12 protein-coding genes are annotated in these 12,827 nt (G+C 69.0%); 3 read left to right on the plus strand and 9 right to left on the minus strand.

Annotated elements, in window-relative coordinates; genetic code table 11:
- Nucleotides 1-123 precede the first annotated feature (123 nt).
- The 3 genes from ABZT04_RS41025 to thyX form a co-directional block, all read right to left on the minus strand.
- Nucleotides 124-1,809, minus strand: a complete 1,686-nt coding sequence (locus ABZT04_RS41025; protein WP_356064427.1) for a ribonuclease J — start codon at nucleotides 1,807-1,809, stop codon at nucleotides 124-126.
- A gap of 127 nt (nucleotides 1,810-1,936) precedes the next feature.
- Nucleotides 1,937-2,836, minus strand: a complete 900-nt coding sequence (dapA, locus tag ABZT04_RS41030) for a 4-hydroxy-tetrahydrodipicolinate synthase (RefSeq protein WP_356064429.1) — start codon at nucleotides 2,834-2,836, stop codon at nucleotides 1,937-1,939.
- A gap of 211 nt (nucleotides 2,837-3,047) precedes the next feature.
- A complete protein-coding gene (gene thyX / locus ABZT04_RS41035; protein WP_356064432.1) occupies nucleotides 3,048-3,788 on the minus strand; it encodes an FAD-dependent thymidylate synthase in 741 nt (246 codons plus the stop codon).
- Nucleotides 3,789-3,965: 177 nt separating this feature from the next.
- Between thyX and ABZT04_RS41040 the strand changes: the two genes are divergently transcribed.
- Nucleotides 3,966-4,205, plus strand: coding sequence for a hypothetical protein (locus ABZT04_RS41040; RefSeq protein WP_356064435.1), 240 nt, complete (start codon nucleotides 3,966-3,968; stop codon nucleotides 4,203-4,205).
- Nucleotides 4,206-4,320: 115 nt separating this feature from the next.
- A complete protein-coding gene (locus ABZT04_RS41045; RefSeq protein ID WP_356064437.1) occupies nucleotides 4,321-4,875 on the plus strand; it encodes a hypothetical protein in 555 nt (184 codons plus the stop codon).
- A gap of 75 nt (nucleotides 4,876-4,950) precedes the next feature.
- Here ABZT04_RS41045 and ABZT04_RS41050 read toward each other — a convergent pair whose 3' ends face one another.
- From ABZT04_RS41050 to rpsO, 5 genes are all read right to left on the minus strand, one after another.
- Complete coding sequence (locus ABZT04_RS41050) at nucleotides 4,951-5,403, minus strand: tetratricopeptide repeat protein (protein ID WP_356064440.1); 453 nt, start codon at nucleotides 5,401-5,403, stop codon at nucleotides 4,951-4,953.
- A 1-nt stretch (nucleotide 5,404) separates the two neighbouring features.
- Nucleotides 5,405-6,157: a 4-hydroxy-tetrahydrodipicolinate reductase gene (gene dapB / locus ABZT04_RS41055; RefSeq protein WP_356064442.1), complete on the minus strand. Its 753-nt coding sequence runs from the start codon at nucleotides 6,155-6,157 to the stop codon at nucleotides 5,405-5,407.
- Between the two features lie 25 nt (nucleotides 6,158-6,182).
- Entirely contained in the window at nucleotides 6,183-7,562 is a 1,380-nt protein-coding gene (locus tag ABZT04_RS41060) for a pitrilysin family protein (protein ID WP_356064444.1), read from the minus strand.
- The gene (locus tag ABZT04_RS41065; RefSeq protein ID WP_356064447.1) at nucleotides 7,559-9,781 is read right to left on the minus strand and encodes a polyribonucleotide nucleotidyltransferase; all 2,223 of its coding nucleotides are present in this window, start codon (nucleotides 9,779-9,781) and stop codon (nucleotides 7,559-7,561) included. The genes ABZT04_RS41060 and ABZT04_RS41065 overlap by 4 nt, the downstream gene beginning before the upstream one ends.
- 319 nt (nucleotides 9,782-10,100) lie before the next feature.
- Nucleotides 10,101-10,388, minus strand: a complete 288-nt coding sequence (rpsO, locus tag ABZT04_RS41070) for a 30S ribosomal protein S15 (RefSeq protein ID WP_019064787.1) — start codon at nucleotides 10,386-10,388, stop codon at nucleotides 10,101-10,103.
- Nucleotides 10,389-10,691: 303 nt separating this feature from the next.
- Between rpsO and ABZT04_RS41075 the strand changes: the two genes are divergently transcribed.
- Nucleotides 10,692-10,970: a DUF397 domain-containing protein gene (locus ABZT04_RS41075; RefSeq protein WP_355924180.1), complete on the plus strand. Its 279-nt coding sequence runs from the start codon at nucleotides 10,692-10,694 to the stop codon at nucleotides 10,968-10,970.
- A 63-nt stretch (nucleotides 10,971-11,033) separates the two neighbouring features.
- Here ABZT04_RS41075 and eccD read toward each other — a convergent pair whose 3' ends face one another.
- Entirely contained in the window at nucleotides 11,034-12,548 is a 1,515-nt protein-coding gene (gene eccD, locus ABZT04_RS41080; protein ID WP_356064451.1) for a type VII secretion integral membrane protein EccD, read from the minus strand.
- Nucleotides 12,549-12,827 lie beyond the last annotated feature (279 nt).

The raw sequence follows: 12,827 nt of genomic DNA on the forward strand, positions 1-12,827 counted from the left end.
CACGGCCACGACGCCGGCCCGCACACCACCGGCGCATACGACTCCTCGGCCTGGTCCTCGGCGTACGCGGCGGCCTGGAAGCCGAAGGGCCAGGTTCACGCGTACGAGGGGGCCGTACGACGGTCAGACCTCCACGACGACCGGGAGGATCATCGGCCTGCGGCGGTAGTTGTCCGAGACCCACTTGCCCAGCGTGCGGCGGATCAGTTGCTGCAGTTGGTGGGGCTCCACCACGCCGTCCTGGGCCGAGCGCTCCAGGACCTCCGTGATCCTCGGGACCACCTCCACGAAGGCGGAGTCCTCGATGCCGGAGCCCCGGGCCTGGATGTGCGGGCCGCCCGTGATCTTGCCGGTGGACGCGTCCACCACGACGAAGACCGAGATGATGCCCTCGTCGCCCAGGATCCTGCGGTCCTTCAGCGCGGGTTCGCCGACATCGCCGACCGACAGGCCGTCGACGTAGACGTAACCCGCCTGGACCTTGCCCGAGATCTTGGCCTTGCCTCCGACGAGGTCGACGACCACGCCGTCCTCGGCGATGACGATCCGGTCGTGCGGGACGCCGGTCATGGCGCCCAGTTCGGCGTTGGCCCGTAGGTGGCGCCATTCGCCGTGGACCGGCATCAGATTCTTCGGGCGGCAGATGTTGTAGAAGTACAGCAGCTCGCCGGCCGAGGCGTGTCCGGAGACGTGGACCTTGGCGTTGCCCTTGTGGACCACGTTCGCGCCCCAGCGGGTGAGGCCGTTGATCACGCGGTAGACGGCGTTCTCGTTGCCAGGGATGAGTGAGGACGCCAGGATCACCGTGTCCCCGGCGACGATGCGGATCTGGTGGTCGCGGTTGGCCATCCGGGACAGGGCGGCCATCGGTTCGCCCTGCGAGCCCGTGCAGACCAGGACGACCTCGCTGTCCGGGAGGTCGTCGAGCGTCTTGACGTCGACGACCAGGCCCGGCGGAACCTTCAGGTAGCCGAGGTCACGCGCGATGCCCATGTTGCGGACCATCGAGCGGCCGACGAAGGCGACCCGGCGGCCGTACTCGTGGGCCGTGTCCAGGATCTGCTGGATGCGGTGCACGTGGCTGGCGAAGCTCGCCACGATGATGCGCTTGCGGGCGCCGGCGAAGACCTGCCGCAGGACGTTGGAGATGTCCCGCTCGGGCGGGACGAATCCAGGCACCTCGGCGTTGGTCGAGTCGGCGAGGAGCAGGTCGATGCCCTCCTCGCTCAACCGTGCGAACGCGTGTAGATCTGTCAGCCGACCGTCCAGCGGCAACTGGTCCATCTTGAAGTCGCCGGTGTGGACGACCATGCCCGCGGGTGTGCGGATGGCGACCGCGAGCGCGTCCGGGATCGAGTGGTTGACCGCGACGAACTCGCAGTCGAAGGGGCCGATGCGCTCGCGGTGCCCCTCGGCGACCTCGAGCGTGTACGGGCGGATGCGGTGCTCCTGGAGTTTCGCCTCGATGAGAGCGAGGGTCAGCTTGGAGCCGATCAGTGGGATGTCCGCCTTCTCGCGAAGGAGGAACGGGACTCCACCGATGTGGTCCTCGTGGCCGTGCGTGAGGACGATGCCGTCGATGTCGTCGAGACGGTCCCTGATGGACGTGAAGTCCGGCAGGATCAGGTCGATTCCGGGCTGCTCCTCCTCGGGGAAGAGCACGCCGCAGTCGACGATGAGTAGGCGGCCGCCGTATTCGAAGACCGTCATGTTTCGGCCGATTTCCCCGAGGCCGCCGAGTGGGGTGACCCTCAGGCCGCCCTCGGGGAGCTTGGGCGGCGGGGCGAGTTCAGGATGCGGATGACTCAAAAGACTCTCCTACCCATGCGCGCCACGTACCGGTGGGCACGTGGCGCGCATGACGTTCGTGCAAGTGCTGTTGTCTGTGTGGGGTGCAGGCGCCGAGGCCCTGCGTATTCAGTTGTGAAGTCCGTTGTCAGAGCTGTACCCCGCCGGCGGCAAGATCGATCTTGAGCTGGGCGATCTCCTCGGGCGAGCACTCGATCATGGGTGAGCGCAGCGGTCCGGCGGGCAGTCCCTGGAGGGCGAGCGCGGCCTTGGCCGTCATGACGCCCTGGGTGCGGAACATGCCGGTGTAGACGGGGAGCAGCTTCTGGTGGATCTCGGTGGCCTTCTGGACGTCGCCGGAGACGTACGCCTCCACCAGGGTGCGCAGTTCGGGGGTGACCACATGGCCGACGACCGAGACGAAGCCGACCGCGCCCACGGAGAGCAGCGGCAGGTTCAGCATGTCGTCGCCGGAGTACCAGGCCAGGCCGGTCCGGGCGATGGCCCAACTGGCGCGGCCGAGGTCGCCCTTGGCGTCCTTGTTGGCGACGATCCTCGGGTGCTCGGCGAGTCGGACCAGTGTCTCGGTGCCGACCGGGACGCCGCTGCGGCCGGGGATGTCGTAGAGCATGACCGGCAGTTCGGCGGCGTCCGCGACCGTGGTGAAGTGCCGGTACAGGCCCTCCTGCGGGGGCTTGTTGTAGTACGGCGTGACGACGAGCAGGCCGTGTGCGCCGGTGCGTTCGGCCGTACGGGCGAGTTCGACGCTGTGGTGGGTGTCGTTGGTGCCGACGCCCGCGATGACGTGGGCCCGGTCGCCGACCGCTTCCAGTACGGCTCGTACGAGATCCGCTTTCTCCGCGTCGCTGGTGGTCGGGGACTCACCGGTGGTGCCGTTGATGACCAGGCCGTCGTTGCCTGCGTCCACCAGGTGGGTAGCGAGCCGCTGGGCGCCGTCGAGGTCGAGTGCGCCGTCCGCCGTGAAGGGCGTGACCATGGCGGTGAGGACCCGCCCGAAGGGGGTCTGCGGAGTGGAGGTCGGAGCCATGGGTAACACGCTACTCGCTGCTCAATGCGGGGTCTGCCCTCGGGGCAGGCGACAAGTCGTGACAAATGTGGAGCCCGGCACTGCCTGCTCGGGGGTTCAAGCAGTGCCGGGTCCGTTTGATCAGGCTAGATGAACTTCTCCAAATGCCGCAATACGGACACTTCGCGCAGGCCGTCCGCACATGTGTGCCCGACCGGCAAACAGAGGTGCGCTACGGGGCGACACGGCCGTTTGCGTTGAACGCGGCGTAGGTGAGCGGCATGAGCTTGGCCCACTGCTCCTCCATCTTCTCGCCGACCATCTCGATCTCCCGCTGCGGGAAGGACGGGACCTTCGCCAGCTCGTGCTGGGTGCGCAGGCCGAGGAAGTGCATGAGCGAGCGTGCGTTGCACGTGGCGTACATCGAGGAGAAGAGGCCGACCGGGAGGACCGCGCGGGCGACCTCACGGGCGACGCCGACGGCGAGCATCTCCTGGTACGCCCCGTACGACTGGCGGTAGGAGTCCTCCATCGTTCGCTCCACGAACTGGTGCTGTTCCGGAGTTCCCTCGACGAACACGTACTTGCCCGGCCGCCCCTGCTGGACGAGCTTGCGCTTGGTGTCCGGCACGTAGAACACCGGCTCCAGCTCCCGGTAGCGACCCGACTCCTCGTTGTAGGACCAGCCCACCCGGTGCCGCATGAACTCACGGAACACGAAGATCGGGGCGCTGATGAAGAAGGTCATCGAGTTGTGCTCGAACGGGCTGCCGTGCCGGTCCCGCATCAGAAAGTTGATCAACCCCTTGGAGCCCTCGGGGTCCTTGCCCATCTCGTCCAGGGACTGCTCGCCGACGGTCGACACACGGGCCGCGAACAGCACGTCGGAGTCCGCCGCCTTGCTTTTGACCAGCTCAACGGTGACATCGCTGCGGAAGTCGATCTTGAAATCGTCGTCGGAGGTGGGGGTCACGGTTCGGAGGGTCCTTCCCATCTTGGGTTTTTGCGAGCGCCACTCTACGGCCCACCAAACGGGGTGTTCCCTGGCGTGACCGAGTGAAGTCGGTGAAACCTGGCACCTTTCGGGGCGTTCGCTCGTCTGTCTTGGTGAGAGCCACCCGTTCGATCCCCGAAGGGAGATGCACCACCGATGTTCCGTCGGCGCGAACCCGTCCCGTTCGCCTTCATCGCCGAGACCGACCGATTCCGCAGCAACGTCACCCCGCCACCCCATGAGCGCGCCTCCGCCAGTCAGATAGCCGGGCGCTGGCTCCTGGGTCTCACCCTCATCGCCGGAATCGTGGGTTCCCTGGTCCTCGGGATGCCGGCGCTGTCCCAGAACAACCTCGCGACACAGAACCAACAGTCGCAGGCCGCCGACAACCGCTGACCAGGCACGTAGTGGGTCTTGACTCATCCGGACCCCCAAGGGTGGTGAGCGGGAACACGGCCGGATAGCCTCACCGGGCACAGCCCACGCATGGAATTCAGTGAGGACACCAGCCGTGCCCCTGCCCTTCCTTACGGCCGACCGCGCGTTCGAGGCCGCGGACGAGCTCGCGCTGCCGTTCGACGACCGCGACCGCTGGCGCCGCCCCTACCGGCCCGGACCGTGGCGGGTGGCGGTGGCGGCGCTCGTCCTGCTGCTCGCGTCGTACGTGCTGTTCGCGGCGGTCATCATCGCCTTGACTGGCTCGCCGTCCGAGGCCGGAGTGATCCTCGGCATCGCGGCGGCCGTCATCGTCTGCTCCCTGCGGCTGCTGCGCATGGGCGTGTGGGTGAGCGCGCGCGGGCTGCGCCGGGTGCGGTTCCTCTTCACCCGTACGGTGCGGTGGGACCGGGTCGTCGCGGTGCGGACGGTGCAGCAGCCGGTGCGCTGGCTCGGGCTGCCGCGCACGGTCCAGGGGCAGGCACTGGTCCTCGTACGGAAGGACCGGGCTCCCGAGGACGTGACCGCGCTGCTGACCACGCACGAGCTCGACTTCGTGGCGCGTGCCTCCGCCTTCGACCGGGCCGCGGACTCGGTCGAGGTGTGGTCCGACGAGTACCGGCGGAGCTGACCGCCCGGCAGCAGCCGTATGCCGAAGGGGCCGGTCCGCAGCGAGTGCGGGCCGGCCCCTTCGGCATGTACGGGCTCAGACCTGGACCGGTCTGCCGTCGTGCAGGGCGATCGCGCGTTGCATCGCCTTGCGGGCGCGGGGGGTGTCGCGGGCGTCGTGGTAGGCGACGGCGAGGCGGAACCAACTGCGCCAGTCGTCCGGGGCGTCCTCCGTCTCGGCCTTGCGCCTGGCGAAGACCTCGTCGGCTGAGTCGCGGTCGATGCGGCCGCCCGGTGTACGCCTCAACTCGTCGACGGGCAGGCCGCCTTCGGCGTCGAGTTCGGCGGCGAGGCGGTTGGCCTTGCGGACGAACTGGGTGTTCTTCCAGAGGAACCACACGCCGATCACCGGCAGGATCAGGACCGCGATCCCGAAGGTGACGGTGATGACCGTGCCCGACTGTATGAGCATGACGCCGCGGCTGCCGACCAGGACGAAGTAGAAGACCAGGACGGCAGCCGTGACGCCGTAGCTGAGCTTGGCGCGCATGTCAGCCCAGGTCCAGGAAGTGCTCCAGGCCGAACGTGAGGCCCGGGGTGGTCACCACGCGGCGGGCGCCGAGCAGGATGCCCGGCATGAAGCTGCTGTGGTGCAGGGAGTCGTGCCGGACGGTCAAGGTCTCGCCCTCGCCGCCCAGCAGGACCTCCTGGTGGGCCAGCAGGCCGCGCAGCCGGACGGCGTGCACCGGGATGCCGTCGACGTCCGCACCGCGCGCCCCGTCCAGGGCCGTGGTGGTGGCGTCCGGTGCGGGGGCCGAGCCCGCCTTGGCACGGGCCTCGGCGATGAGCTGGGCCGTGCGGGTGGCGGTGCCGCTGGGGGCGTCCACCTTGTTCGGGTGGTGCAGTTCGATGACCTCGACCGACTCGAAGTAGGGCGCGGCGATCTGCGCGAACTTCATGGTCAGGACGGCCCCGATGGAGAAGTTGGGCGCGATGAGGACGCCCGTCTGCGGGGACTTGTCCAGCCAGCCGGTCAACTGCGCGAGACGCTCGTCGGTCCAGCCCGTCGTACCGACGACCGCGTGGATGCCGTGGCCCACACAGAAGTCGAGGTTGTCCATCACCGAGGCGGGGGTGGTCAGTTCGACCGCGACCTGGGCGCCGTTCGCCGTGAGCGCCTCCAGGCTGTCGCCGCGGCCCAGGGCGGCCACCAGTTCCATGTCCTCGGCGGCCTCGACGGCTCGTACGGCCTCCGAACCGATACGGCCCTGGGCACCGAGGACCGCCACGCGCAGTTGGCTCATCGTTCTTGCTTCCTTACGACTGGTGTTAGGCGACGGCGTCCTGGAGTCGGGCCGCCTGTTTGTCCTTGAGCGGGCCGATGACCGCCAGCGAGGGCCGCTGTCCCAGGATCTCGCGGGCGACCGAGCGGACCTCGTCCGGGGTGACCGACGCGATCCTGTCCAGCAGGTCGTCGACGGACATCTGTTCGCCCCAGCACAGCTCGCTCTTGCCGATGCGGTTCATCAGCGCGCCCGTGTCTTCGAGGCCCAGGACGGTGGAGCCCTGGAGCTGGCCCACGGCACGGCCGATCTCGTCGTCGGACAGGCCGTTCGCGGCGACCTGGTCGAGTTCGTCGCGGCAGATCTTCAGCACGTCGTGGACCTGCGAGGGCCGGCAGCCGGCGTAGACGCCGAAGAGGCCGCAGTCGGCGAAGCCGGACGTGTACGAGTACACGCTGTAGGCCAGGCCGCGCTTCTCCCGGACCTCCTGGAAGAGCCGGGAGGACATGCCGCCGCCGAGGGCCGTGTTGAGGACCCCCAGGGCCCAGCGGCGCTCGTCGGTGCGGGCCAGGCCCGGCATGCCGAGGACGACGTGCGCCTGCTCCGTCTTGCGGCCGATCAGCTCGACGCGGCCCGCGGTGCGCAGGGCGCGGCGGCCGTCGCGTGGGGCGATGGGCGCGGCCTGGGCGTTCTTGAAGGCACCGGCCTTCTCGAAGGCGGCACGGACCTGTCGTACGACCTTGTCGTGGTCGATGTTGCCCGCGGCCGCGACCACGAGGTGGGTCGGGTCGTAGTGCTTCTTGTAGAAGCGGCGGATGCGGTCCGCGGTGAGGGCGTTGACGGTGTCGACCGTGCCGAGGACCGGGCGGCCGAGGGGGTTGTCGCCGAACATCGTGCGCGCGAACAGGTCGTGCACGCAGTCGCCCGGGTCGTCCTCCGTCATCGCGATCTCTTCGAGGATGGCGCCGCGCTCGACGTTGACGTCCTCCTCGCGGATCAGGGAGTGCGTCAGCATGTCGCAGACCACGTCGATGGCGAGCGGCAGGTCGGTGTCGAGCACGCGCGCGTAGTAGCACGTGTACTCCTTCGCCGTGAACGCGTTCATCTCGCCGCCGACCGCGTCGATCGCGGAGGAGATGTCCAGCGCGCTGCGCGTGTGCGTGCCCTTGAAGAGCAGGTGCTCCAGGTAGTGCGTGGCGCCGTTCAGGGACGGCGTCTCGTCGCGGGAGCCGACGTGTGCCCAGATGCCGAAGGTCGCGGAGCGGACCGAGGGCAGCGTCTCGGTGACGATGCGCAGGCCGCCCGGGAGGGTGGTCTTACGGACCGTACCGATGCCGTTGGTGCCCTGGATGAGGGTTTGCGTACGGGCGACGGCCCGCACCTCCTCGGAGGTGCGGGCCGTCGTCGTGGTGCTGGTCGACGTCACTTGTCGCCGTCGTCCTTCTTGTCGTCCTCGGCGTTCTCTTCACCCTCGATGACGGGGATCAGGGAGAGCTTGCCGCGGGAGTCGATCTCGGCGATCTCGACCTGGACCTTCTGGCCCACACCGACGACGTCCTCGACGTTCTCCACGCGCTTGCCGCCGGCGAGCTTGCGGATCTGCGAGATGTGCAGCAGACCGTCCTTGCCCGGGAGCAGCGACACGAACGCGCCGAAGGTGGTGGTCTTGACGACCGTACCCAGGTAGCGCTCGCCGACCTCCGGCATGGTCGGGTTGGCGATGCCGTTGATCGTGGCGCGGGCGGCCTCGGCCTGCGAGCCGACCTGGGCACCGATGTAGATGGTGCCGTCGTCCTCGATCGTGATCTCGGCGCCGGTGTCCTCCTGGATCTGGTTGATCATCTTGCCCTTCGGGCCGATGACCTCGCCGATCTTGTCCACGGGGATCTTGACGGTGATGATCCGCGGGGCGTTCGGGGACATCTCGTCCGGCGTGTCGATCGCTTCCATCATCACGTCGAGGATGTGGAGGCGGGCGTCACGGGCCTGCTTGAGGGCGGCGGCCAGGACGGAGGCGGGGATGCCGTCCAGCTTGGTGTCGAGCTGGAGGGCGGTGACGAACTCCTTGGTGCCGGCGACCTTGAAGTCCATGTCGCCGAAGGCGTCCTCCGCACCGAGGATGTCGGTGAGGGCGACGTAGTGCGTCTCGCCGTTGATCTCCTGGGAGATCAGGCCCATGGCGATACCGGCGACGGGGGCCTTGAGGGGCACACCGGCGTTCAGCAGCGACATGGTGGAGGCGCAGACCGAGCCCATGGACGTCGAGCCGTTCGAACCGAGGGCCTCGGAGACCTGACGGATCGCGTAGGGGAACTCCTCGCGCGTCGGGAGGACCGGGACCAGGGCACGCTCGGCGAGCGCACCGTGGCCGATCTCGCGGCGCTTGGGGGAACCGACGCGGCCGGTCTCGCCGACGGAGTACGGCGGGAAGTTGTAGTTGTGCATGTAGCGCTTGCGGGTCACCGGGGAGAGGGTGTCCAACTGCTGCTCCATGCGAAGCATGTTGAGGGTGGTGACGCCCAGGATCTGGGTCTCGCCACGCTCGAACAGCGCCGAGCCGTGCACGCGCGGGATGGCCTCGACCTCGGCGGCGAGCGTACGGATGTCCGTGACGCCGCGGCCGTCGATGCGCTTCTTCTCCTTGATGACGCGCTCACGGACCAGGGACTTGGTCAGCGAGCGGTACGCGGCGGAGATCTCCTTCTCGCGGCCCTCGAACTCCGGGAGGAGCTTCTCGGCGGCGAGACCCTTGACGCGGTCCAGCTCGGCCTCGCGGTCCTGCTTGCCGGCGATGGTCAGCGCGGAGGCAAGCTCCGGGCGGACGGCGGCGGTGAGGGCCTCCAGGACGTCGTCCTGGTAGTCGAGGAAGATCGGGAACTCACCGGTCGGCTTGGCGGCCTTCGCGGCGAGGTCGGCCTGCGCCTTGCAGAGCACCTTGATGAAGGGCTTCGCGGCGTCCAGACCGGAGGCGACGACCTCCTCGGTCGGCGCCTCGGCGCCGCCCTGCACGAGCTGGATGGTCTTCTCGGTGGCCTCGGCCTCGACCATCATGATCGCGACGTCGCCGTCCTCCAGGACGCGACCGGCGACGACCATGTCGAAGACGGCGTCCTCGAGCTCGGTGTGCGTCGGGAACGCGACCCACTGGCCGTTGATCAGCGCGACGCGGACGCCGCCGACCGGGCCGGAGAAGGGCAGACCGGCCAGCTGCGTGGACGCGGAGGCGGCGTTGATCGCCACGACGTCGTACAGGTGGTCGGGGTTGAGGGCCATGATCGTCGCGACGACCTGGATCTCGTTGCGTAGGCCCTTCTTGAAGGAGGGGCGCAGCGGGCGGTCGATCAGGCGGCAGGTGAGGATCGCGTCCTCGGAGGGCCGACCCTCACGGCGGAAGAAGCTGCCGGGGATCTTGCCGGCGGCGTACATCCGCTCCTCGACGTCCACCGTGAGGGGGAAGAAGTCGAGCTGGTCCTTGGGGTTCTTGGAGGCGGTGGTGGCCGACAGCACCATGGTGTCGTCGTCCAGGTACGCCACGGCGGAGCCGGCGGCCTGCTTGGCCAGGCGGCCCGTCTCGAAGCGGATGGTGCGGGTGCCGAAGGAGCCGTTGTCAATGACGGCCTCGGCGTAGTGGGTCTCGTTCTCCACTAGCGTTTTCTCCGTTACTTTTCGTCTGCGTTCGTCTTTTGTCCCGGTCCGCCCGTGTGGCGGGGGGACGTGCGCGGAGAAGCGCTCCATCTGGTGCGGGCCGGTCTTCGATCGAAGCACCCGGGTCGCATCGCCCGGGGGCCACTACCGAGGACCGGCGGCGGCGAGGTGCACTTCTCCTCGTGGTGTTGCGTTGTGCTACCACACTACAAAGCGTCAGTGACACTCCGCATGTTTCTGCACGCACGGCAGAGTTTCCGTACGTACGGCAAAGGGAGCGGCTCCCGATCGTCTCGGGACCCGCTCCCTTCACGGCGTCTTACTTAGCGCCGGCCGCACCGCGGCGGATGCCCAGGCGGTCGACCAGCGCACGGAAGCGCTGGATGTCCTTCTTGGCCAGGTACTGGAGCAGCCGGCGGCGCTGACCGACCAGGATCAGCAGACCACGACGGGAGTGGTGGTCGTGCTTGTGGGTCTTGAGGTGCTCGGTCAGGTCCGAGATACGGCGCGAGAGCATGGCGACCTGGACCTCGGGGGAGCCGGTGTCGCCCTCCTTCTGGCCGAACTCACTGATGAGCTGCTTCTTCGTAGCGGCGTCGAGCGACACGCGTACTCCTCGTAGTCTTTGATGTGCCACCGAGTGCCCCTGGTCCACTTCTCAGGGGAGCTTCCGTGACTCGGAAGGCGGGGATCCGCTGGGCGCTGCCTCCGGAGCGGTGAGCTTCGGGGGTGCGTACACAAACGGCCGCTACACAGCGTACCAGCCTGGGGGGACGCGTCGGTCCAGGTCCGGGAAGGGCCCTGGCCGGGGCGGATATGGCCACTAGGGTGCTCTACATCTACCTGTAGATCGTGATCTACAGGTAGGTCGTGGATCACGATCTATTCGTCGGGAAGGGGTCGCTTCGCCATGGCGGAGACGGAGCAGGAGATCAAGGCGCGCAAGGAGCGGGAGCGGGACGAGCTGTACGCCCTCGACATCTCGGGCGTCGAGTGGCGCAGCGCGCCGGGCACGGAGGAGCACGAGGAGCGCGTCGAGATCGCCGACCTGCCCGACGGGGCGGTGGCGATGCGTTCGTCGCTCGACCCGGACACCGTGCTGCGGTACACGGAGGCGGAGTGGCGGGCGTTCGTGCTGGGGGCCCGGGACGGGGAGTTCGATCTGGAGCCGGCTCCGGAGGAGCAGTAGTCCGAGACACACGAGGAGGGGCGGCACGCGTGCGTGCCGCCCCTCCTCGTGTGTCTACGGTCCCTAGCTGGTCATCGCCCGTGCCTGCGCGTACACGTCGAAGACGGCCAGGGCCAGCGGGATCAGCGTGAGCAGGACGAAGCTCTCGGCGATCTCCAGGAAGCGGCCCCAGAAGGGGGTGACTCCGCGCTTCGGGGTGATCAGGCCGACGGCGGTGACCAGCGCGGTGGAGGCGGCGACGGCCGCCGCGAGCCAGACGCTGCGGATGTCGAGGGAGTTCGGGTCGCCCAGGAACGCGTCCCGCACGTACGCGTGCGGCGGGTTCAGGGCGAGGCCGAGGCCCAGGAAGACGAGGGCGGCCAGGCCTGCGGCGAGGGTGGCGCCGACCTGGGCGGTGTAGCGGAACAGGTGGGCGCGCATCAGCATCGCGACGCCGGTGGCGAGGGCGAGGAGTTGGGCCCATACGTCGCTGGAGAAGCCGAGGACGATCGAGGCGCCCACGGAGACGAGGGCGCAGCCGCCGACCAGGCCGACGAGGAGTTCGTGGCCGCGGCGGGCGCGGGCCGCGATGCGCTCGGCGTCGACGGGCTCCTGGGCCACGGGTTCGCCGTCGCCGTAGCCGCCGCGGCTGGGGTTGGGCGGTTCGAAGCCGATGGGGAGGCGGGCGAAGCGCATGGACAGACCCGGCAGGAAGGCGAGCGCGCACACCGAGAGCGGGGCGCAGACGGCGGCCGTCTCGATGGGCTTCAGCTCGGCGAGCATCGCGACGAACGTCGTCAGCAGGCCGATCGCGGAGGCGAAGACGAAGGCCACGAAGGGACCGTCGCCGCCGGGCGACACCAGGGTGAGGACTACGGCGGCGACGAGGACGGCGGCACAGGCGAGCAGGAACTGGAGTCGCCCGATGCCCTGCCCTTCGGAGAAGGGCAGCAGTCCCGAGCCCGCCACGGCGATGTTCGGGAGCGCGCCCAGGCCCAGGGCGACCGCCGAGCCCCGGTCGTCGTACACGCGCGCGCGGACGCAGGCGATGGTGATGAGGAGGATGCCCGCGAGGCCGGCGACGATGCCCTGGAGGCTGTTCATGTCGTGGTGGATCTGGGAGCTCCAGGCCACGAACGCGAGCAGCGCGGGCAGGATGCCGGCGGCGACGAGACCGGCGGCGCGCGTCAACCCGCCGTTCCACAGGGCACGGTCACGGGTGACGGCGGATGCGACCGCTTCGGAGACGTCGTCGAAGACGGCGGGCGGAAGGGAGTCGGCGAAGGGGCGCAGGGTGAGCAGTTCGCCGTCGAGGATGCGCTGCGCGGCGAAGGAGCGGGCGCCGTCGAGGACGGTGCCGTCGCGGCGGACGAGGTGGTAGCCGACCGGGGCGCCCTCGGCGAGGCTCTGCTGGGAGAGCCGCAGGATCTCCGGGTACAGGTCGGCGACCGGTACGTCGTCGGGCAGGGCCACGTCGATCCGGCTGTCGGGGGCCACGATGGTGACCCGGCAGAAGCCGAAGCCCATGCCCGCCCCCGAAGAGGCTCCGGTGCCCGTTCCGCCGGTCGCGCCGGTCGGCGCGGAGGCCGTGATGCTCACCTGCTGTTCCCCCTCGTCAGTGACGGACGAGTCGCTCGCGAAGCTGCCGCTCGTTCGCGAAGCTGCGCGCGCATCCGCCGTAAAGATCCTGTGTAGGTCGTGCCGCGTCACCCGTCTCGCCGGTCAACCGCGCCGTCGTGCCCGGCTCCCAACGGGTTTCGCATGCTTCGAACGCTGTGGTTTTGCCCGGTTTTCCCGGAACGATTCGCAACTGCTCACACGTCTCACGGGCACCCTACCGCCCGCCGTTGTCAGTGGTTGTCAGTAGGATCGCGCAGT

The organism is Streptomyces sp. NPDC005492 (genome assembly GCF_040605995.1).
GTDB lineage: Bacteria > Actinomycetota > Actinomycetes > Streptomycetales > Streptomycetaceae > Streptomyces.

Coding starts and splice junctions, on each gene's coding strand:
- ABZT04_RS41040 (WP_356064435.1), top strand. CDS start 3,966: ATGTTCCGTCGGCGCGAACCCGTCCCGTTCGCCTTCATCGCCGAGACC.
- ABZT04_RS41050 (WP_356064440.1), bottom strand. CDS start 5,403: ATGCGCGCCAAGCTCAGCTACGGCGTCACGGCTGCCGTCCTGGTCTTC.
- dapB (WP_356064442.1), bottom strand. CDS start 6,157: ATGAGCCAACTGCGCGTGGCGGTCCTCGGTGCCCAGGGCCGTATCGGT.
- dapA (WP_356064429.1), bottom strand. CDS start 2,836: ATGGCTCCGACCTCCACTCCGCAGACCCCCTTCGGGCGGGTCCTCACC.
- ABZT04_RS41075 (WP_355924180.1), top strand. CDS start 10,692: ATGGCGGAGACGGAGCAGGAGATCAAGGCGCGCAAGGAGCGGGAGCGG.